Raw genomic sequence first — 17,913 nt, 5'->3', positions numbered from 1 at the left:
TAGGCAGTTGGGTTTGAGGCGCCGCGCGAATCTTTCCGTGCCGCAGTCACTCATGCCTGCTTACTGCCCGACCCGGGCCTCATTACCAGAAAATGTCTGCGCTCAAGCTAGAAAACATCTCCAAGATTTACGCGCCACGCCCGCGTAAGCTCGCCGAAGCCCTGGCCGGCCAACCTCGCAAACAAGGTTTCCAGGCGCTCGACAATGTCAGCCTGACTGTCGAGCACGGTGAGTTTTTCGGCCTGCTCGGCCCTAACGGCGCTGGCAAGACCACGATGATTTCCATACTGGCCGGGCTAGCCATGCCCACCCAAGGCCGTGCAGAAGTCTGTGGCTACGATGTCACCAAGCAATTCCGCGAAGCCCGCCAGTCGCTGGGCGTTGTACCTCAAGAACTCGTCTACGACCCCTTTTTCACCGTACGCGAAACGCTGCGCCTGCAGTCGGGCTATTTTGGCTTGCGTAATAACGACGACTGGATAGACGAAATTCTCGCCAACCTTGGCCTGAGCGATAAATCCGACACCAATATGCGTGCGCTTTCGGGCGGCATGAAGCGTCGTGTTCTAGTCGCCCAAGCCTTGGTGCATCGCCCCCCCGTCATTATTCTTGACGAACCCACCGCGGGTGTGGACGTCGACCTGCGCCGCACGTTGTGGGAATTTATCTCGCGTCTGAATAAGGAAGGCCACACCATTCTGCTCACCACCCATTACCTGGAAGAAGCCGAAGCCTTGTGCGGGCGCATTGCCATGCTCAAGCAAGGTCGCATCATCGCTCTTGACACCACCGAAGCCCTGCTTGCCCAGGTAGGTGGAAACGACTTGGAAGACGCTTTTGTTCGCTTCATGCACGCCGAAGGCCTGGAGGAATTGGCATGAGCAGCTCCCCCATTCGCCAGCGCCGCACCGACATGGGTTCAGGCTTTCCCACACTGCTGCGCAAAGAGTTGCAGCGGTTTTGGAAGGTCGGGTTCCAAACCATCGCGGCCCCCGTTCTAACGGCGCTGCTCTATCTGCTGATCTTCGCCCACGTGCTGGAAGGCCGTGTGAGCGTCTATGACTCACTGCCGTACACCTCGTTCCTGATTCCAGGGTTGATGATGATGAGCATGTTGCAAAATGCCTTCGCCAACCCGTCTTCATCGCTGATACAAAGCCGTATCACAGGTAATTTGGTGTTCATCCTGTTGCCGCCCATGTCGCACCTGGAAATCTACGGCGCCTATCTGCTGGCCGCTATTGCCCGCGGTTTATGTTGTGGCATAGGCGTATGGCTGGTTGCCCTGTTTTTCACCGACCTGTCCATCAACAACCCTTTCTGGGTGTTGGGTTTCGCCGTGCTGTCCTGCGGAGTCATGGGCAACCTGGGCATTATTGCGGGCTTGTGGTCTGAAAAATTTGACCAGCTCGCCGCCTTTCAGAACTTCCTCATTCTGCCGGCCACCTTTTTGTCCGGCGTTTTCTATTCCATTCACAGCCTGCCGGAATTCTGGCAGGGCGTCTCGCACTGGAACCCCGTCTTCTACATGATCGACGGTTTCCGCCATGGATTTTTCAGTGCATCCGACGTATCTCCATGGCACAGCCTGGCCGTTGTCTGCTTGGTATTCATCGGCCTGTCCTTCTTCACCCTGCGCCTGCTGGCGAGGGGTTATAAACTACGGAACTGAACCATGCAGCTGCCCACACCCGAACTCGTCCGTCAATACATTGTTGACAACCTCGAATGCGAAGTGATTGAAGTCGCTGGAGACGGCGCCCACTTCGAAGCCCTGATTGTCAGCCCTGCCTTTGAAGGCAAACGCATGATTGCCCGCCATCAACTCGTATATGCCGCGCTGGGTGACCGCATGAAAGCGGAAATCCACGCGCTGTCGATGCGCACCCTGACGCCTGCCGAATATCAGGCACAAGCCAATGGATAAATTACTCATACGCGGCGGTCGCCCCTTGCGGGGAGAGGTGTCCATCTCGGGCGCCAAAAACGCCGCCCTGCCCATTCTTTGCGCCAGCCTGCTGACAGCCGAACCCCTTACTCTGGAAAACGTGCCTCAGCTGCGGGACATCGGCACCACCTTGCGCCTGCTTGAACGCCTGGGTGTCAAATACAGCAATGGCCAGAGTGAACGCGTCGAACTTGACGCCTCGCGCATCACCAGCCTCGAAGCGCCCTACGACCTGGTCAAAACCATGCGAGCCTCCATCCTGGTATTGGGCCCGCTCCTGGCGCGCTTTGGCGAAGCCCGCGTCAGCCTGCCCGGCGGCTGCGCCATTGGGCAGCGCCCGGTCGATCAGCACATAAAAGGGCTGGCAGCCATGGGAGCCGAAATCCGCATCGAACACGGTTATGTCGTCGCCCGGGCCAAACGTCTCAAAGGCGCCAGCATCCGTACCGATATGGTGACCGTCACGGGTACAGAAAACCTGATGATGGCAGCCGTGCTGGCTGACGGGCGCACCGTGCTTGAAAACGCCGCCCGCGAACCCGAAGTGGTTGATCTGGCCGAGCTGCTTATCAAAATGGGCGCCCGTATAACGGGCCACGGCACCGACCGCATCGTAATCGACGGCGTCGAACAGTTGCGCGGCGCCCATCACAGCATCGTTCCCGACCGCATCGAAGCGGGTACCTTCCTATGCGCAGTGGGCGCGACCGGCGGCGACATCACGCTTCACAACACTGCCGCCCACACCATGGGCGCCATCCTCGACAAACTTCGCGAAGCGGGGCTGGAAATCGAGGAGCACGAACACTCCATACGCGCACGCATGACCCGTCGCCCCACAGCCACCGGGTTTCGCACACAGGAATACCCGGGTTTCCCCACTGACATGCAAGCTCAGCTCATGGCTTTGAATACCCTTGCTGACGGCACATCGGTCATTGTCGAAACCATTTTTGAGAATCGCTACATGCATGCACCCGAGCTTTCGCGCATGGGTGCCCGCATTGATGTGGAAGGCGACACTGCAGTCGTCACCGGCGTACCACGTTTGTCGGGCGCCACGGTGATGGCCACCGATCTGCGTGCCTCCGCCAGTCTGGTGATTGCCGGCTTGGCTGCCGAAGGCGAAACCGTGGTTGATCGTATCTACCATCTGGATCGTGGCTACGAACGTATGGAAGAAAAACTGCGCGCCCTGGGCGCGGACATTGAACGTCTTTCTGGAAACGCCTGATGAGCATCACCAGCACCCCACAACCCCTGACGCTCGCGCTATCAAAAGGGCGCATTTTTGAAGAAACCCTGCCCTTGCTGGAAGCTGCTGGCGTAGAAGTCAAAGACGACCCGGAGACCTCTCGCAAACTGATTCTGGATACTTCAAGGCCCGATCTGCGCATTATTATTGTCAGGGCCACCGATGTCCCCACGTATGTGCAATATGGCGCTGCGGACTTCGGGATTGCGGGGCGCGACGTGCTCTATGAGCATGCCGACACACACTCCCGCGGCCTGTACCAGCCGGTAGACTTGAACATTGCCCGCTGCCGCTTATGTGTCGCGGTACGCGAAAACTTTGACTACCATGCCGCCGTACGCCAGGGTTCGCGCCTGCGTATCGCTACTAAATACGTCCGGGCTGCACGCGAGCATTTCGCCCAGAAAGGCGTTCACGTAGACATCATCAAACTCTATGGTTCTATGGAACTCGCCCCGCTGGTAGGCTTGGCCGATGCGATTGTCGACCTGGTTTCCACCGGTAATACCCTGAAAGCCAACAACTTGGTGGCAGTGGAAGATGTCGCGCATATTTCTTCGCGCCTCATCGTCAACCAAGCCGCACTCAAGACTCGCGGCGCAGAACTACGCCCTTTGCTTAACACCTTTGCGCAGGCATCGGGCGCTTGAAGCTAACCACAAATACGGAAAGCATGGTGCATCCGGCAAGAAGCAAAGCTTAATACAGGATACACTGTAATACTGCAAGCCCACTTGCCATCTGCTTAAACTGCACTGTACGCCCATGCTGTCCATTCATCGCCTCGATACCTCCGCCGCTGACTTCCAGTCGGTACTGCGCCGTCTGCTGGCCTATGATGCCTCGCAGGATGAATCCATAGAGCGCGCCACCGCAGAAATTCTCTTGCGCGTCCAGCAAGAGGGTGACGCCGCCTTGCTTGAATATACGCGGCGCTTCGATCGCGTCGAAGCGGAGTCGGTCGCCGCCCTGGAAATTGACCGCAGCGAATGGCTGGCCGCTCTGGACAAGCTGCCGCAAGACCAACGCGCAGCGCTCGAAGCCGCTGCCGAACGTATTAAGCGCTATCACGAACACCAAGTAACCCAAAGCTGGTCTTACACGGAAGAAGACGGCACGGTGCTCGGTCAGAAAGTCACGCCGCTTGATCGTGTCGGCCTGTACGTGCCCGGCGGCAAGGCCGCATACCCGTCTTCCGTATTGATGAACGCCATCCCCGCTAAAGTGGCGGGTGTGCCTGAAGTCATCATGGTCACGCCCACCCCCGATGGCGTGCGCAACCCCATCGTGCTGGCTGCAGCGGCGATTGGCGGGGTTGACCGCGTCTGGGCCATCGGCGGCGCACAAGCCGTGGGCGCGGTAGCCTACGGCACGCAAACGATTTCTCCCGTCGATAAAGTCGTCGGCCCCGGCAATGCCTACGTAGCAGCTGCCAAGCGCCGCGTATTCGGCACGGTGGGCATCGACATGATTGCCGGGCCCAGCGAAATTCTGGTGATCTGCGATGGCAGTACCCCGCCCGACTGGGTAGCCATGGATCTCTTCTCCCAGGCCGAACACGACGAAATGGCGCAATCTATTTTGCTGTGTCCTGATGCGGCCTATATCGAAGCCGTGCAACAGTCCATCGACCGACTGCTGCCCACCATGCAACGCGCCGACATTCTACGCACCAGCTTGGCCAATCGCGGTGCGCTGATCAAGGTCAAAAGCATGGAAGAGGCCTGTGAAATCGCCAACCAGATCGCTCCCGAACACCTCGAGATCTCCACCACTGAGCCAGAACGCTGGGCTGACTTGATTCGCCACGCGGGCGCCATTTTCCTAGGCCCCTACACGTCCGAATCACTCGGTGATTACTGTGCAGGCCCGAACCACGTTCTTCCCACTGCCCGCACGGCGCGGTTTTCTTCGCCGCTGGGCGTGTACGACTTCCAGAAACGCTCCAGCTTGATCAAAGTGTCGCAAGCTGGTGCCCAGACACTCGGGCGCATTGCCTCCACCCTCGCCCGCGGCGAAGGCCTGCAGGCGCACGCCGCCAGCGCCGAGTATCGTCTTGAACCCTCCGACACCAAAGCTTGACATGCGTACAGCCGATATCACTCGTAACACCCAGGAAACCCGCGTGCGTGCGGCCATCAACCTCGACGGCACCGGCCGCCAGAGCATCAATACCGGCGTGCCTTTCCTCGACCACATGCTTGACCAGATCGCCCGCCACGGCTTGATCGACCTCGACATCCATTGCGATGGCGATGTTCACATCGACGACCACCATTCCGTGGAAGACGTTGGCATCACGTTGGGCCAGGCTTTCGCCGCTGCCGTGGGCGACAAAGCTGGCATGCGTCGCTACGGCCACGCCTACGTGCCGCTTGATGAATCGCTGTCCCGGGTTGTGATTGACTTCTCCGGCCGCCCCGGCCTGTTCTACGATGTGCCCTTCACCCGTTCGCACATCGGCCGCTTCGATGTGGATCTGGCGCGCGAGTTCTTCCAGGGCTTTGCCAATCACGCTCAGGCCACCCTGCACATTGATAACCTGAAGGGCGAAAACGCTCACCATCAATGCGAAACTGTTTTCAAAGCCTTTGGCCGCGCACTACGCATGGCTATTGAGCTCGACCCCCGCAACGAAGGCGTCATTCCTTCGACCAAGGGCGTACTCTGAATCCTTAAATAACCCGCGCCGCCGGAAACATCTTGAACACCATCGCCATCGTCGACTACGGGATGGGCAATTTTCATTCAGTGGCTCGCGCCCTGCGCGCAGCCGCGCCCGATTCTGACATCCGGATCAGCAATACGCCTGAGCAAATCCGCCAGGCATCGCGTGTAGTGTTTCCCGGCCAGGGCGCCATGCCGGATTGCATGCGCACGCTCAATGCCTCCGGGCTGCGCGACGCCGTCCTACAGGCGGCGCGCGAAAAGCCACTACTCGGTGTCTGCGTGGGCGAGCAAATGCTGTTTTCGGGCAGCGAAGAAGGCAACACACCCAGCCTGGACATCTTCCCTGGCTGGGTACGACGCTTTTCAGGGCCGCAGTACGCGGCTGCGGTAGATGTGGCACGACAGAGCGCGCCTGAAGAAGATCACGCAGCACCGACCATGCGGCTGAAAGTACCGCATATGGGTTGGAACACCGTGAACCAGGTGCGCGAGCACCCATTATGGTCAGGCATTCCCGATCACACACCGTTTTATTTCGTTCACAGCTACTACGCAGTGCCCGACGACCCAACCCTGACTGTAGGGGTTAGTCAGTACGGGCAACGCTTTACCTGCGCAGTCGCAGCAGATAATATTTTCGCCGTGCAATTCCATCCCGAGAAAAGCGCTGCTTACGGCCTGAGGCTTTACCGCAACTTTATGGAATGGCAACCTTGAACGTGTATCACTCTCGTCACGCGCGCCACACCAGCCAATGTGGCTGGCGCCTATCCAAACCCTCCACTTCCAAGCAATTTATCGGCTGATTCATCATGTTATTGATCCCCGCCATCGACCTCCAAGACGGGCACTGTGTGCGCCTGCGCCAGGGCGACCTGAACGACTCCACCGTTTTTTCCGACAACCCCGCCATCATGGCCGAGCAATGGCTGGACCAGGGCGCCCGTAGATTGCATCTGGTTGACCTTAACGGCGCTGTGGCAGGCAAGCCCAAAAACGCCGCAGCCATCCAGGCTATCGTCGACACCATTGCAGGCGATATTCCCATTCAGATTGGCGGCGGTATTCGCGACCTCGATACCATCGAGCATTATCTGGACAATGGGATCTCCTACGTCATCATCGGAACAGCCGCCGTCAAAAACCCCGGTTTTCTGCGCGACGCCTGCAGTGCCTTCCCTGGCAACATCATTGTGGGCCTGGACGCCCGCGACGGCAAAGTTGCCACCGATGGCTGGAGCAAACTGACCCGCCACGATGTTCAGGATCTTGCTCGTAAATTCGAAGACTACGGTGTCGAATCCATTATTTACACCGATATCGGGCGCGATGGCATGCTCAGCGGCGTTAACGTCGAGGCCACCGTTCGTCTGGCGCAAAGCGTCAGCATTCCCGTTATCGCTTCCGGCGGCGTGACAGACATGCGTGACATCGAAGCGCTTTGCGCGGTGGCTCAGGAAGGCGTGGAAGGCGCCATTCTGGGGCGCAGCATCTACGAAGGCACTTTGGATTTTGCCGCTGCCCAACAACGTGCCGATGAACTGACCGCATCATGACTGTTACTTCCGCCGACACGGGCAGCGACTTGTGCTGCCGCATCATTCCTTGCTTGGACGTCACCGCCGGGCGCGTGGTCAAAGGTGTCAACTTTGTTGAGCTGGTCGATGCCGGCGATCCGGTTGAAATCGCCCGTCGTTATAACGAACAGGGCGCCGATGAACTGACTTTCCTGGACATCACCGCCACCAGCGAAGACCGCGACCTCATTCTGCCCATTATTGAAGCCGTGGCCGGCGAGATCTTCATTCCGCTGACTGTAGGCGGCGGCGTGCGCCAAGTGGCCGACGTACAGCGTCTGCTGAATGCAGGCGCCGATAAAGTGTCCATCAACAGCGCGGCGGTCAACGACCCCGATCTGGTGCGCCGCGCTACCGATCATCACGGCTCGCAATGCATGGTCGTCGCCATCGACGCGAGGCGTGTATCCGCAGACGGCGAGCCGCCCCGTTGGGAAGTACACACCCACGGCGGCAAGCGTGCCACCGGCCTGGACGTGGTGGAGTGGGCCTGCAAAATGGCCGAGTATGGTGCCGGTGAACTGCTGCTGACCAGCATGGACCGCGACGGCACGAAATCCGGGTTCGACCTGGAACTGACTCGCGCGGTTTCCGATGCCGTACCCGTGCCCGTCATTGCCTCGGGCGGGGTGGGCAATCTGCAGCATCTGGCCGATGGCGTGACCATCGGCGGCGCCAGTGCGGTATTGGCCGCCAGTATTTTCCACTACGGCGAATACACTGTGCGTCAGGCCAAGGAATTTCTGGCGTCCCAAGGCATTAAAGTCAGGCTGACACCATGAGCGCACTGCCCGACTGGCTGGCCCAGGTCAGCTTCGACGAAAACGGCCTGATACCGGCTATTGCGCAAGACGCAAGCGACGGCACCATTCTGATGGTGGCCTGGATGAATGCCGAAGCGCTGAGCGAAACCGTCCGAACCGGCCACGCGGTGTATTGGTCTCGATCGCGCCAGCGCCTGTGGCGCAAAGGCGAAGAGTCGGGCCACCAACAGCACGTGCAAGAAATCCGCCTGGATTGCGACGCCGATGTCATCCTTCTGAAAGTTGAGCAAAAAGGGGGCATCGCTTGCCATACCGGCCGGCGCAGCTGCTTTTTCCAGCGCCTGGATACGCAAGGCGAAACTAACTGGGTTAAGGTTGATCCAATCCTGAAAGACCCGGCAAAGATCTATAAATGACCACAAGTGATTCCATACTGAGCCGTCTGGCTGACACTCTGGAAACCCGCCTGCCTTCGGCAGAGGGCGAAGTGCCGGCAGATTCTTATGTCAGCAAGCTGTACCAACGCGGCCCCGATGCATTTTTAAAGAAGGTAGGCGAGGAAGCCACTGAGCTCGTCATGGCAGCCAAAGACGCAAACCGTGAGCGCCTCATTTCCGAAACCGCCGATCTGTGGTTTCATAGCATGGTTGCGCTGGCCTATTACGGCGTCCGGCCTGAGCAGGTGCTGGACGAACTGGCAAGGCGCGAAGGCGTATCCGGCCTCGCTGAAAAAGCCAGCCGCCCAACTTCTTGAAATCTGAACTAGTTTTGTATCAAATGAGTGATAACTGTATTTTTTGCAAGATTGCTTCCGGCGAACTCCCTGCGAAGAAAGTCTACGAAGACGACGATTGCGTTGCCTTCCACGACATCAATCCAGCGGCGCCCGTTCATTTACTGCTTATCCCGAAAAAACACGTCTGCTCATTGGCGGACATCAAAGACGAAGACGCCCCCTGGTTAGGTAGAATGGTGGTATTGGCGCAGAAACTGGCTTTTGAAAACGGTTGCACCCCCGGCCATGATGGCGGGTTTCGCCTCGTAGCGAATACGGGTCGGGAAGGCGGCCAGGAAGTCGATCACCTGCATTTTCATATACTCGGGGGCCCCCGCCCCTGGCAAAAACGGGCGGCACCTGCTGCCTGACGGAGAACGATATGGGCACATTCAGCATTTGGCACTGGTTGATCGTCCTGGTCATCATTGCACTGGTTTTCGGAACCAAAAAACTGCGTAACGTTGGCGAAGACCTGGGCGGAGCCGTGCGCGGTTTCAAGAAGGGCATGGCTGAAGCCTCTCAAGAGGATCAGAAGCCCGAAGCCGTGACCCAACGCACCAGCAGCGAAGAAACCATCGACGTGCAAGCTAAAGAAAAAACTGACGCTTAACCATGTTTGACGTCAGTTTCACCGAACTCATGCTGATCGGCGTCATGGCGCTGATCGTCATCGGCCCCGAGCGGCTTCCCAAAGTCGCTCGGACGGTGGGGCATCTGCTCGGGCGCGCGCAGCGTTACGTCGCCGACGTGAAAACCGACATCCAGCGAGAAATCAATCTGGATGAAATGAACAAGCTCAAGAAGCAGATGGATGACGCGGCCAGCTCTCTGCAGGCCTCCATGCGAGAAACCACTGCAAGCATCCAGAACCCCTTGGAGGAAGCGCAAAAGAGCCTGAAGGAAGCCTCGGCGTCAGTGGAAGGTCTGGTGGAACAGGCTCGCAAAGATGTCGGCTCCAGCCCCGCGCCCGTCAAGCCGGTCGCCGACAATGCGCCCGCACCATTAGCTGAGCCGCCCCCTCAGGCTGCCGGCACCGCAGACGTTGAACCAAACGCAAAGCCGACAACCCCAGAACAATCGGATACGCCCAAGTGACACAAGAAGAAGCACCACAGGAAACGTTTATTTCGCACCTGGTCGAGTTGCGCTCGCGTCTGCTCAGGGCGGTGAGCGCGGTACTGGTCATCTTTGTGGTGCTGTTTATCTACCCCGGGCCGTCCGCCATCTACGACCTGCTGGCTCAGCCCATGCTGGAATCGCTGCCGCAGGGCACGCGCATGATTGCCACCGGGGTGATTACGCCTTTCATGGTGCCCGTCAAGGTCACACTGCTGGCTGCTTTCCTGATCGCACTGCCCATCGTGCTGTACCAGGCCTGGGCTTTTGTCGCGCCCGGCCTCTACGTGCACGAGAAAAAACTGGCGCTGCCACTTATCGCTTCGAGCACACTGTTGTTCATGGCGGGCATGGCCTTTTGTTATTTCGTGGTGTTCCGCACGGTCTTCCACTTCATAGCAGGCTTCGCACCCGAATCCATTACTCCCGCACCCGATATTGAGGCCTACGTCAACTTCGTTATGACGATGTTCATTGCCTTTGGCGTGACTTTCGAAGTACCGGTAGCCGTGGTGGTGTTGGCGAGTACCGGCGTGGTAAGCGTGAAAAAGCTGCGCGAAATTCGCGGTTATGTGATCGTGGGCGCTTTCATTATTGCCGCTGTTGTGACGCCGCCCGATGTCCTCAGCCAGTTCATGCTGGCTGTGCCTCTGTGTCTTCTGTACGAAGTGGGCATCCTGCTTTCCGCATCAATGATTCGGAAACGGGAAGAGAAGGCGACTGCCGATGAAGGCTCTGAAGAACGCAGCCCGGAAGTGCGTGGAGAATAACTGAGCGGGGCGAGCGCTCAACGACGCCGCCCCACCGGGGGCCGCTCCCCTACTTCAACCTGCACTTGGTGGCGTTTTCCTTCTCTCAGCACGGTCAGCTCCAAGGCATTACCCGGCTTTATTGGTGCTACGGCATTCAGAAAAGCGACGGAATCCGGGATCACGGCTCCTTCCAATTCAAGAATGATGTCGCCCACGCGTAAACCCGCCAGGTGCGCCGGGCCACGACGTAAAACTGCGGCCACAATAACGCCTTCCTGGCGTTCCAAACCAAACGCCCGCATCAGTTCGGGCGTGATGTCCTGCGGCTCTATACCGAGCCAGCCCCGGGTAACCTTGCCTGACTGGATAATCTCTTCCAGAATGCGTTCTGCCGTTTTTGCCGGAATGGCGAAGCCAATGCCCAATGAGCCGCCGGTTTCGGAATAGATGGCCGTATTCACGCCCACCAGCCGCCCTTGTGCATCGACCAAAGCTCCACCAGAATTGCCGGGGTTGATGGCGGCGTCAGTCTGGATGAAATTCTCGTAAATATTGATGCCCAACCGGTTGCGACCCAGGGCTGAGACGATTCCGAGCGTGGTGGTCTGCCCGACTCCGAAAGGGTTTCCAATGGCCAGCACCACATCCCCTACCCTCAACGCCTCATCCTGATCAAAAGCAATCGGCTGCAAGCCGGGCAGGTCAATTTTCAAAACAGCGAGATCCGTTTCCGGGTCGGCTCCTTCCAAGCGCGCATCAACCTCGCGGCCGTCACTCAAGGCCACCCGTATCGAATCCGCTGCCTCCACGACATGATGATTGGTCAGCACGTAGCCATCGCTGCGCACAATGACGCCCGAGCCCAAGCTGCCAGACTGGCGGCGCTGGGTGAAGCCTGGCAAACCACGAAACAGGCGATTCAGTTCAGGGTCGGCGGGTAAGGGAATAAGTGGGACATCCACCACTTTAGTCGTATAGATATTGACAACGGCCGGCGCCGCACGAGCAACGGCATCGGCATAAGACACCCCCGCTGCAGCACCCGCCACAACCCTTCCGGCAGATTCGCCCACCCCCGTCTGAGGCATCCGCGGCTCATTACTGAGCCAATCGGGCCGCAAAGTCGCCACGATGAATAAAATGCCCAGGCAAACGGTAACAGTCTGAGCGAAGACCAACCATAAACGATGCATAGACCTCTGAGGACTCGATAATGAACCAGGTTTCCACGCGGCAGCTTGCCGAATGGCTTGATGATGCCTTACAGACCCAACGCTTCAAGGATTACTGCCCCAACGGGTTGCAAGTTGAAGGCAAGGATACTATCCGCCATATTATTACGGGTGTCACGGCCTCGCAGGCACTGCTTGATGCTGCGACGCAACAGAACGCCGATGCCATCATGGTTCATCACGGCTGGTTCTGGAAAAACGAAAACCCCGTACTGCGCGGAGCCAAGCGTCAGCGTATTGCTACGGCATTGCAACACAACTTGAATGTGTTTGGTTTTCACCTGCCCCTGGATGCCCATCCGGAGTGGGGGAATAACGCCCAACTCGCCCGCCGCCTGGGTTTTGAGCCGGAGTTGAATGACGACGGCACGCCCGTCAATTTCGGCCCGGGTGATCTGGTCTGGCGCGGCCGCTGCCAACCTTGTACTTTGGAAGAGCTGGGCCGACACATAGAACGAACCCTGGGGCGCCGACCCCTGCTCTTGGGCGACCCGGGCAAGCAGATACGCACCGTCGCCTGGTGCACCGGCGGTGCACAAAACATGATGGAGGCCGCCATTGATTGCGGAGTCGACGCCTACATTACCGGCGAGGCCTCTGAACAGAATTTCCATATGGCGCATGAAAGCAGCACCGCGTTTATTGCAGCGGGCCACCATGCCACGGAACGCTACGGCATTCAGGCTCTTGGTGAAGCGATCGCCAAGCAATTCGGCATCCGTGTGGACTTTCTGGACTTGGATAACCCCGTCTGAGCGCGCCGGCTACTAACACGTGAAATAACGCCTGCCCGGCAGGCGTTAAAAAACCTCGCAACAGCGTTGTAGCTGTTGCGAGGATCAAGAGGCACACTCGCCGCACTGCGATAATGCGGCGAGCCGCTACTTATTTTTTGAGCAGATCACGAATTTCACGCAACAAGGCGACGTCTTCCGGGGTCGGCGCCGGTGCCGCTTCTACTGTTTCCGTCTCTTGCTCACGCTCAATGCTGCGTCGCGCCGCGTTGACGGCCTTGACCATGCAGAACACCACGAAGGCCAGCAGAATGAAATTGATAAGAATGGTTAAGAAGTTGCCCCACGACAACACCACCGCACCCGCAGCGCTCAGCGCCTCAGCAGTATGCGCACCCGTGTAGCCTTCAGGCAGCCTCAGAACCCAGAACTGATTGGTGAAGTCGACCTCTCCACCAACGACGAAAGCGACTAGCGGCATAATGACATCTGCCACCAAGGAATCGATGATCTTGCTGAACGCCGCGCCAATAATGACACCGACGGCCAGGTCGATCATATTCCCTTTAACTGCGAATTCTTTGAACTCGCTCAAAAACCCGCGCACTTTACTCACGACATGCTCCCTATGCGTTTCACCCTCAAGATCAGGCAGACGCTATAATACGCGGTTGATACGTAAAGTACATAGCAACAAAATGCGAACGGTATGCCTCCAATTCAGGCATGAACAAGGATACTAGAATGAGTCAGATTACGACACAGCTCGATGATTCCGGCGTGGTTGATCCCAACCAACCGACCGATCCAGCCCGGCGCACGTGGGTCGGTGTGGCCTGTGCGTTCGGCGGCGTAGCGGGTGCGGCAACAGCCGTCCCTTTCGTCAGCTCATTTGCCCCCTCCGAGCGCGCGCGCGCGGCGGGCGCTCCCGTCGAGGTCGACATTACGACCTTGCAGCCAGGCGAAATGACCACTGTCGAATGGCGCGGCAAACCCGTATGGATTCTGCGCCGCACCGAAGCCCAGCTTGCGGCATTGCCCAAGCTTGATCCCCAACTGGCTGACCCGAACTCCGACCGGCCCGGCTTCACCCCCGCATACGCCAAAAACGAATACCGTTCGCGCAATCCGGAATACTTCGTTGCCGTGGGCATCTGCACCCACCTCGGGTGCTCGCCCACTCCGCAATTGGCGGCAGGTGGCGGCGCCGGCTTGCCCGCAGGCTGGCAAGGCGGCTTCTTCTGCCCCTGTCACGGCTCTTCCTTCGACTTGGCCGGTCGGGTGTACGCAAACGTACCTGCACCCGACAACCTCGAGGTCCCTCCTTACGAGTTCTCTGCCGACGGCACACGCATCACCGTTGGCGTCGATGAAAACAATCGGGCCTGAGGCCGCTTCGGGGTGTGTTCCACCCCAGCACTGAATCCCTAAATACGCCACGTATAAGTTAGATAAGGAGCCGTTTCATGGCTGGCGAAAAAACCGTCGAAACGACAGGACTCTTGGGCTGGATCGACAGGCGCTTTCCCCTGACATCCCTCTTCAAAGAGCACATGTCGGAATACTATGCGCCCAAGAATTTCAACTTCTGGTACTTCTTTGGGTCGCTGGCCCTGTTGGTACTGGTCATTCAGGTTGTCACCGGCATTTTTCTGGTGATGAACTACAAACCGGACGGCGAACTTGCGTTCGACTCCGTTGAATACATCATGCGCGAAGTGCCATGGGGCTGGCTGATCCGCTACATGCACTCCACGGGTGCCTCCATGTTCTTTGTGGTGGTCTACCTGCACATGCTGCGCGGCCTGTTCTACGGTTCTTACCGTAAACCGCGCGAGCTGGTCTGGATCTTCGGTGTCGCGATCTTCCTGGCACTCATGGCTGAAGCCTTCATGGGCTACCTGCTGCCCTGGGGCCAAATGTCCTACTGGGGCGCTCAGGTCATCGTGAACCTGTTCTCGGCCATTCCCTTCATCGGCCCTGAGCTCGCTATCTGGATCCGTGGTGACTACGTTGTTTCCGACGCTACTCTGAACCGATTCTTCGCCCTGCACGTCATTGCTGTACCGCTGGTGCTCATCGGCCTGGTTGTCGCACACATCATTGCTCTGCATGAAGTCGGCTCCAACAACCCGGACGGTGTTGAAATCAAGGACGGCCCCAAAGACGCCAAAGGTCACCCCGTCGACGGCATCCCCTTCCACCCCTACTATTCGGTACACGATATCGTGGGTGTGGCCGGCTTCCTGATCGTCTTCGCGGCCATTGTGTTCTTTGCACCTGAAATGGGCGGCTACTTCCTGGAGTTCAACAACTTCATCCCCGCCGACCCGCTCAAGACGCCTCCGCACATTGCGCCGGTCTGGTACTTCACGCCGTTCTACTCGATGCTGCGTGCGATCACCGCCGACTTCACCTGGATTCTCGCAGGCGCATCGGTTCTGGCCGCCATCATCCTGTTTGCCAAAGGCAAGCCAAGCGGTATCGGGCGCATCATTGTGTTCTTGGTGCTCATTGGCCTGGCCGTTGCATTCCGTATCTTCGACGCGAAGTTCTGGGGTGTGGTTGTCATGGGTGGCGCAGTTGTCCTGCTGGGCTTCCTGCCCTGGCTCGATACCTCGCCGGTCAAGTCGATCCGCTATCGCCCGACATGGCACAAATTCCTGTATGCCATCTTCATCGTGAACTTCCTGATGCTGGGCTACCTGGGTACTCAACCTCCCAGCCCCGTATTCAACCTGCTGAGCCAGATCGGTACGGTGATCTACCTGGGCTTCTTCTTCCTGATGCCCGTCTGGAGCTGCCTTGGCAAGTTCAAGCCAGTGCCTGAGCGCATCACCTTCAAAGCCCACTGAGCTCACCATAAGGTAACGGAACGATCATGATTAAAAAGCTGATAGGAACCATTGCTCTGTCCCTGACCTGCGCAGTCTCGTTTGCTGCTGGAGGTGGCTACGCACTGGAAAAAGCGCCTTCGCGCATCAACGATATGGCTTCGCTGCAAAACGGGGCCAAGCTCTTCGTTAACTACTGTCTGGGCTGTCACAGCGCGAATTCCATGCGCTACAACCGCCTGACCGACATTGGCCTGACCGAAGAACAGATCAAACGCAACCTGTTGTTCACGGGTGAAGGCGTCGGCGACCTCATGAAAATCGCCATGACCCGCGAAGACGCCACCAAATGGTTTGGTGCGGCTCCCCCCGATCTCTCGGTCATTGCACGCGCCAAGTCCACCAACCTGGGTCCCACGGGTGTGGATTACATCTACACCTTCCTGCGGACGTTCTACCGCGATACCAACCGCCCATTGGGTTGGGACAACCTGGTTTTCCCCAGCGTCGGCATGCCGCACGCACTGTGGGATCTCCAAGGCCCGCGCAGTATGGAACGAAATAAAGTTTCACAGGTCCAACTAGATAACGGTGAAACGCAGTGGCAGCGCACCATTACGACTTTCGACCCGCAAGGTTTCTCAGAGACCACCACTGAAGTCCTGCAGGGCTACAGCGGCGGTGCATCCGAGAAAATCACCTTTACACCGGTCGACCCCAAAGCTGCTGCCGAATTCGATAACCAGGCTGCCGACCTTGCGAACTTCCTGGGCTGGATGGCTGAACCCGTACAGCTCGAACGCAAACGCCTGGGTGTCTGGGTTCTGCTATTCCTGTTCTTATTCTTCGGGGTGGCATGGAAACTCAATGCCGTCTACTGGAAGGACGTCAAATAAGCCTGCAGCTTGAAACTGCCCGCACCTGTCCGCAGCGATCCTGCGGACAACGCTGCAAGCAAGTGGAAAAGGCGTAGTACGCTGAAAAGAGCTCCGGCCACGCGGCCCGAGCTCTTTGCCACTTTACCGGGCCGCCTGAAAGGCGTATTTTTATTCATACCTCTACGATTGGAAACCGCGACATGATGGTGCTCTATTCCGGAACGACTTGCCCGTTCTCCCAACGCTGCCGCTTTGTTCTGTTCGAGAAGGGCATGGATTTCGAAATCCGTGACATCGACCTGTACAACAAGCCAGAAGACATTGCGGTCATGAACCCATACGGGCAAGTGCCAATTCTGGTGGAGCGTGACCTGGTGCTTTACGAGTCGAACATCATCAACGAATATATCGACGAGCGCTTTCCGCATCCGCAACTGATGCCTGCCGACCCGGTCATGCGCGCCCGCACACGTTTGTTCCTTTACAACTTCGAAAAGGAACTGTTCATCCACGTGTCTGCTTTGGAAGAGCGTACCAACACTGACACCAAGGCTCAGGACATCGCCCGCCAGAACATCCGCGACCGCTTGGCGCAGTTGGCTCCCGTGCTGGTCAAGAACAAGTTCATGCTTGGGGAAGAGTTCTCCATGCTGGACGTTGCCATTGCCCCGCTGCTGTGGCGCCTCGACCATTACGGCATCGAACTTCCCAAGAACGCGGCTCCCCTGCAGAAGTATGCTGAACGCATCTTCTCGCGCCCTGCCTACATCGAAGCGCTGACGCCCTCTGAGAAAGTAATGCGTCGTTGAGACCGACCATGGAAGAACTGTCCCGGAAACCCTACCTGCTGCGAGCTTTGCACGAATGGTGTACCGATAGCGGCTACACACCGTACATCGTCGTGACTGTTGATAAGAACACCGTCGTGCCACCCGCTCATGTGCACGACGGACAGATCACACTCAATATCAGCACGCTTGCAACCAACCGTCTGGTGATGGGCAACGAATACATTGAGTTCCAGACCCGCTTTGGTGGTGTTACGGAACACATCTATGTACCCGTTGCTGCAGTATCTGCCATCTACGCACGGGAAACCGGCGCAGGCATGGGCTTTGAAGTGGCCGACTCTGAACCCTACCCGGGTTCAGACACCTCTTCGGAAGATGACGCAAACCGTGCATCTGCCGAAGACAAACCAGACGACACCCCCCCGTCACGGCCAAAACTTACCGTAGTTAAGTAAGCCGCGAAAAAATAGTGTAGAATTATCGTTTCTTTCAAGCCGGCTTAGCTCAGTTGGTAGAGCAGCGCACTTGTAATGCGAAGGTCAGGAGTTCGACTCTTCTAGCCGGCACCAAGGATTCATGCGGTT

The 17,913-nt window shown here is 57.9% G+C and carries 24 protein-coding genes and 1 tRNA gene; 23 read left to right on the top strand and 2 right to left on the bottom strand.

The window, feature by feature from the left end; translation table 11 throughout:
* Nucleotides 1–92 precede the first annotated feature (92 nt).
* The 16 genes from VRY85_RS01135 to tatC all read left to right on the top strand — a co-directional run bounded on the left by VRY85_RS01135 (nucleotide 93) and on the right by tatC (nucleotide 10,878).
* Nucleotides 93–881: an ABC transporter ATP-binding protein gene (locus VRY85_RS01135; protein ID WP_414596755.1), complete on the top strand. Its 789-nt coding sequence runs from the start codon at nucleotides 93–95 to the stop codon at nucleotides 879–881.
* The gene (locus VRY85_RS01130) at nucleotides 878–1,672 is read left to right on the top strand and encodes an ABC transporter permease (protein WP_414596754.1); all 795 of its coding nucleotides are present in this window, start codon (nucleotides 878–880) and stop codon (nucleotides 1,670–1,672) included. The genes VRY85_RS01135 and VRY85_RS01130 overlap by 4 nt, the downstream gene beginning before the upstream one ends.
* Before the next feature lie 3 nt (nucleotides 1,673–1,675).
* Nucleotides 1,676–1,927 carry a BolA family protein gene (locus tag VRY85_RS01125; RefSeq protein WP_414596753.1) on the top strand — a complete coding sequence of 84 codons (252 nt, stop codon included), beginning with the start codon at nucleotides 1,676–1,678 and terminating at the stop codon, nucleotides 1,925–1,927.
* Entirely contained in the window at nucleotides 1,920–3,182 is a 1,263-nt protein-coding gene (gene murA / locus VRY85_RS01120; protein ID WP_414596752.1) for a UDP-N-acetylglucosamine 1-carboxyvinyltransferase, read from the top strand. Before VRY85_RS01125 ends, murA begins: the two co-directional genes overlap by 8 nt.
* Nucleotides 3,183–3,187: 5 nt before the next feature.
* A complete protein-coding gene (gene hisG / locus VRY85_RS01115) occupies nucleotides 3,188–3,853 on the top strand; it encodes an ATP phosphoribosyltransferase (RefSeq protein WP_414596911.1) in 666 nt (221 codons plus the stop codon).
* 115 nt (nucleotides 3,854–3,968) lie between these two features.
* Entirely contained in the window at nucleotides 3,969–5,285 is a 1,317-nt protein-coding gene (hisD, locus tag VRY85_RS01110) for a histidinol dehydrogenase (protein WP_414596751.1), read from the top strand.
* Nucleotide 5,286: 1 nt separating this feature from the next.
* Nucleotides 5,287–5,874 (top strand): imidazoleglycerol-phosphate dehydratase HisB, encoded by a 588-nt coding sequence (gene hisB, locus VRY85_RS01105; RefSeq protein ID WP_414596750.1) that lies wholly within the window; start codon nucleotides 5,287–5,289, stop codon nucleotides 5,872–5,874.
* Nucleotides 5,875–5,906: 32 nt separating this feature from the next.
* The gene (hisH, locus tag VRY85_RS01100) at nucleotides 5,907–6,590 is read left to right on the top strand and encodes an imidazole glycerol phosphate synthase subunit HisH (protein WP_414596749.1); all 684 of its coding nucleotides are present in this window, start codon (nucleotides 5,907–5,909) and stop codon (nucleotides 6,588–6,590) included.
* A gap of 95 nt (nucleotides 6,591–6,685) precedes the next feature.
* A complete protein-coding gene (gene hisA / locus VRY85_RS01095) occupies nucleotides 6,686–7,429 on the top strand; it encodes a 1-(5-phosphoribosyl)-5-[(5-phosphoribosylamino)methylideneamino]imidazole-4-carboxamide isomerase (RefSeq protein WP_414596748.1) in 744 nt (247 codons plus the stop codon).
* Nucleotides 7,426–8,232 carry an imidazole glycerol phosphate synthase subunit HisF gene (hisF, locus tag VRY85_RS01090; protein WP_414596747.1) on the top strand — a complete coding sequence of 269 codons (807 nt, stop codon included), beginning with the start codon at nucleotides 7,426–7,428 and terminating at the stop codon, nucleotides 8,230–8,232. The genes hisA and hisF overlap by 4 nt, the downstream gene beginning before the upstream one ends.
* The gene (gene hisI / locus VRY85_RS01085) at nucleotides 8,229–8,630 is read left to right on the top strand and encodes a phosphoribosyl-AMP cyclohydrolase (protein WP_414596746.1); all 402 of its coding nucleotides are present in this window, start codon (nucleotides 8,229–8,231) and stop codon (nucleotides 8,628–8,630) included. Before hisF ends, hisI begins: the two co-directional genes overlap by 4 nt.
* Nucleotides 8,627–8,968 carry a phosphoribosyl-ATP diphosphatase gene (locus VRY85_RS01080; RefSeq protein WP_414596745.1) on the top strand — a complete coding sequence of 114 codons (342 nt, stop codon included), beginning with the start codon at nucleotides 8,627–8,629 and terminating at the stop codon, nucleotides 8,966–8,968. Before hisI ends, VRY85_RS01080 begins: the two co-directional genes overlap by 4 nt.
* Before the next feature lie 23 nt (nucleotides 8,969–8,991).
* Nucleotides 8,992–9,360: a histidine triad nucleotide-binding protein gene (locus tag VRY85_RS01075; RefSeq protein ID WP_414596744.1), complete on the top strand. Its 369-nt coding sequence runs from the start codon at nucleotides 8,992–8,994 to the stop codon at nucleotides 9,358–9,360.
* An 11-nt stretch (nucleotides 9,361–9,371) separates the two neighbouring features.
* Nucleotides 9,372–9,602: a Sec-independent protein translocase subunit TatA gene (tatA, locus tag VRY85_RS01070; RefSeq protein ID WP_414596743.1), complete on the top strand. Its 231-nt coding sequence runs from the start codon at nucleotides 9,372–9,374 to the stop codon at nucleotides 9,600–9,602.
* Between the two features lie 2 nt (nucleotides 9,603–9,604).
* Nucleotides 9,605–10,087, top strand: a complete 483-nt coding sequence (gene tatB / locus VRY85_RS01065) for a Sec-independent protein translocase protein TatB (protein ID WP_414596742.1) — start codon at nucleotides 9,605–9,607, stop codon at nucleotides 10,085–10,087.
* Nucleotides 10,084–10,878 (top strand): twin-arginine translocase subunit TatC, encoded by a 795-nt coding sequence (gene tatC, locus VRY85_RS01060; protein WP_414596741.1) that lies wholly within the window; start codon nucleotides 10,084–10,086, stop codon nucleotides 10,876–10,878. The genes tatB and tatC overlap by 4 nt, the downstream gene beginning before the upstream one ends.
* A 17-nt stretch (nucleotides 10,879–10,895) precedes the next feature.
* On the opposite strand, the gene VRY85_RS01055 is transcribed toward tatC, so the two are convergent.
* Nucleotides 10,896–12,053: a S1C family serine protease gene (locus tag VRY85_RS01055; protein ID WP_414596740.1), complete on the bottom strand. Its 1,158-nt coding sequence runs from the start codon at nucleotides 12,051–12,053 to the stop codon at nucleotides 10,896–10,898.
* Nucleotides 12,054–12,073: 20 nt separating this feature from the next.
* Here VRY85_RS01055 and VRY85_RS01050 point away from each other — a divergent pair, with 20 nt between their 5' ends.
* Nucleotides 12,074–12,847: a Nif3-like dinuclear metal center hexameric protein gene (locus tag VRY85_RS01050; protein WP_414596739.1), complete on the top strand. Its 774-nt coding sequence runs from the start codon at nucleotides 12,074–12,076 to the stop codon at nucleotides 12,845–12,847.
* A gap of 130 nt (nucleotides 12,848–12,977) precedes the next feature.
* Here VRY85_RS01050 and mscL read toward each other — a convergent pair whose 3' ends face one another.
* Nucleotides 12,978–13,442: a large conductance mechanosensitive channel protein MscL gene (mscL, locus tag VRY85_RS01045; RefSeq protein ID WP_414596738.1), complete on the bottom strand. Its 465-nt coding sequence runs from the start codon at nucleotides 13,440–13,442 to the stop codon at nucleotides 12,978–12,980.
* Nucleotides 13,443–13,570: 128 nt separating this feature from the next.
* On the opposite strand from mscL, the gene petA reads away from it, so the two are divergent.
* The 6 genes from petA to VRY85_RS01015 all read left to right on the top strand — a co-directional run bounded on the left by petA (nucleotide 13,571) and on the right by VRY85_RS01015 (nucleotide 17,898).
* On the top strand, nucleotides 13,571–14,215 hold the full coding sequence (gene petA / locus VRY85_RS01040; RefSeq protein WP_414596737.1) for a ubiquinol-cytochrome c reductase iron-sulfur subunit: 645 nt from the start codon (nucleotides 13,571–13,573) through the stop codon (nucleotides 14,213–14,215).
* A gap of 77 nt (nucleotides 14,216–14,292) precedes the next feature.
* Nucleotides 14,293–15,681 (top strand): cytochrome b, encoded by a 1,389-nt coding sequence (locus tag VRY85_RS01035; protein ID WP_414596736.1) that lies wholly within the window; start codon nucleotides 14,293–14,295, stop codon nucleotides 15,679–15,681.
* Nucleotides 15,682–15,707: 26 nt separating this feature from the next.
* Nucleotides 15,708–16,556, top strand: coding sequence for a cytochrome c1 (locus VRY85_RS01030; RefSeq protein WP_414596735.1), 849 nt, complete (start codon nucleotides 15,708–15,710; stop codon nucleotides 16,554–16,556).
* Between the two features lie 182 nt (nucleotides 16,557–16,738).
* Nucleotides 16,739–17,347 (top strand): glutathione S-transferase N-terminal domain-containing protein, encoded by a 609-nt coding sequence (locus VRY85_RS01025; RefSeq protein WP_414596734.1) that lies wholly within the window; start codon nucleotides 16,739–16,741, stop codon nucleotides 17,345–17,347.
* A gap of 8 nt (nucleotides 17,348–17,355) precedes the next feature.
* On the top strand, nucleotides 17,356–17,784 hold the full coding sequence (locus tag VRY85_RS01020; RefSeq protein WP_414596733.1) for a ClpXP protease specificity-enhancing factor: 429 nt from the start codon (nucleotides 17,356–17,358) through the stop codon (nucleotides 17,782–17,784).
* Nucleotides 17,785–17,822: 38 nt separating this feature from the next.
* Nucleotides 17,823–17,898, top strand: a tRNA-Thr gene (locus VRY85_RS01015).
* Nucleotides 17,899–17,913: the final 15 nt, after the last annotated feature.

It is taken from the genome of Achromobacter sp. F4_2707 (genome assembly GCF_047501535.1).
Taxonomy (GTDB): domain Bacteria; phylum Pseudomonadota; class Gammaproteobacteria; order Burkholderiales; family Burkholderiaceae_B; genus Yanghanlia.
Note: the sequence above shows the minus strand (reverse complement) of the source record. Positions and strands in the feature narration are given on the sequence as shown.

What these genes read in the sequence shown, in the direction of transcription:
- VRY85_RS01135 (WP_414596755.1), top strand. Translation starts at nt 93, where the DNA reads ATGTCTGCGCTCAAGCTAGAAAACATCTCCAAGATTTACGCGCCACGC.
- VRY85_RS01130 (WP_414596754.1), top strand. Translation starts at nt 878, where the DNA reads ATGAGCAGCTCCCCCATTCGCCAGCGCCGCACCGACATGGGTTCAGGC.
- VRY85_RS01125 (WP_414596753.1), top strand. Translation starts at nt 1,676, where the DNA reads ATGCAGCTGCCCACACCCGAACTCGTCCGTCAATACATTGTTGACAAC.
- murA (WP_414596752.1), top strand. Translation starts at nt 1,920, where the DNA reads ATGGATAAATTACTCATACGCGGCGGTCGCCCCTTGCGGGGAGAGGTG.
- hisD (WP_414596751.1), top strand. Translation starts at nt 3,969, where the DNA reads ATGCTGTCCATTCATCGCCTCGATACCTCCGCCGCTGACTTCCAGTCG.
- hisB (WP_414596750.1), top strand. Translation starts at nt 5,287, where the DNA reads ATGCGTACAGCCGATATCACTCGTAACACCCAGGAAACCCGCGTGCGT.
- hisA (WP_414596748.1), top strand. Translation starts at nt 6,686, where the DNA reads ATGTTATTGATCCCCGCCATCGACCTCCAAGACGGGCACTGTGTGCGC.
- hisF (WP_414596747.1), top strand. Translation starts at nt 7,426, where the DNA reads ATGACTGTTACTTCCGCCGACACGGGCAGCGACTTGTGCTGCCGCATC.
- hisI (WP_414596746.1), top strand. Translation starts at nt 8,229, where the DNA reads ATGAGCGCACTGCCCGACTGGCTGGCCCAGGTCAGCTTCGACGAAAAC.
- VRY85_RS01080 (WP_414596745.1), top strand. Translation starts at nt 8,627, where the DNA reads ATGACCACAAGTGATTCCATACTGAGCCGTCTGGCTGACACTCTGGAA.
- VRY85_RS01075 (WP_414596744.1), top strand. Translation starts at nt 8,992, where the DNA reads ATGAGTGATAACTGTATTTTTTGCAAGATTGCTTCCGGCGAACTCCCT.
- tatA (WP_414596743.1), top strand. Translation starts at nt 9,372, where the DNA reads ATGGGCACATTCAGCATTTGGCACTGGTTGATCGTCCTGGTCATCATT.
- tatB (WP_414596742.1), top strand. Translation starts at nt 9,605, where the DNA reads ATGTTTGACGTCAGTTTCACCGAACTCATGCTGATCGGCGTCATGGCG.
- VRY85_RS01055 (WP_414596740.1), bottom strand. Translation starts at nt 12,053, where the DNA reads ATGCATCGTTTATGGTTGGTCTTCGCTCAGACTGTTACCGTTTGCCTG.
- VRY85_RS01050 (WP_414596739.1), top strand. Translation starts at nt 12,074, where the DNA reads ATGAACCAGGTTTCCACGCGGCAGCTTGCCGAATGGCTTGATGATGCC.
- petA (WP_414596737.1), top strand. Translation starts at nt 13,571, where the DNA reads ATGAGTCAGATTACGACACAGCTCGATGATTCCGGCGTGGTTGATCCC.
- VRY85_RS01035 (WP_414596736.1), top strand. Translation starts at nt 14,293, where the DNA reads ATGGCTGGCGAAAAAACCGTCGAAACGACAGGACTCTTGGGCTGGATC.
- VRY85_RS01030 (WP_414596735.1), top strand. Translation starts at nt 15,708, where the DNA reads ATGATTAAAAAGCTGATAGGAACCATTGCTCTGTCCCTGACCTGCGCA.
- VRY85_RS01025 (WP_414596734.1), top strand. Translation starts at nt 16,739, where the DNA reads ATGATGGTGCTCTATTCCGGAACGACTTGCCCGTTCTCCCAACGCTGC.
- VRY85_RS01020 (WP_414596733.1), top strand. Translation starts at nt 17,356, where the DNA reads ATGGAAGAACTGTCCCGGAAACCCTACCTGCTGCGAGCTTTGCACGAA.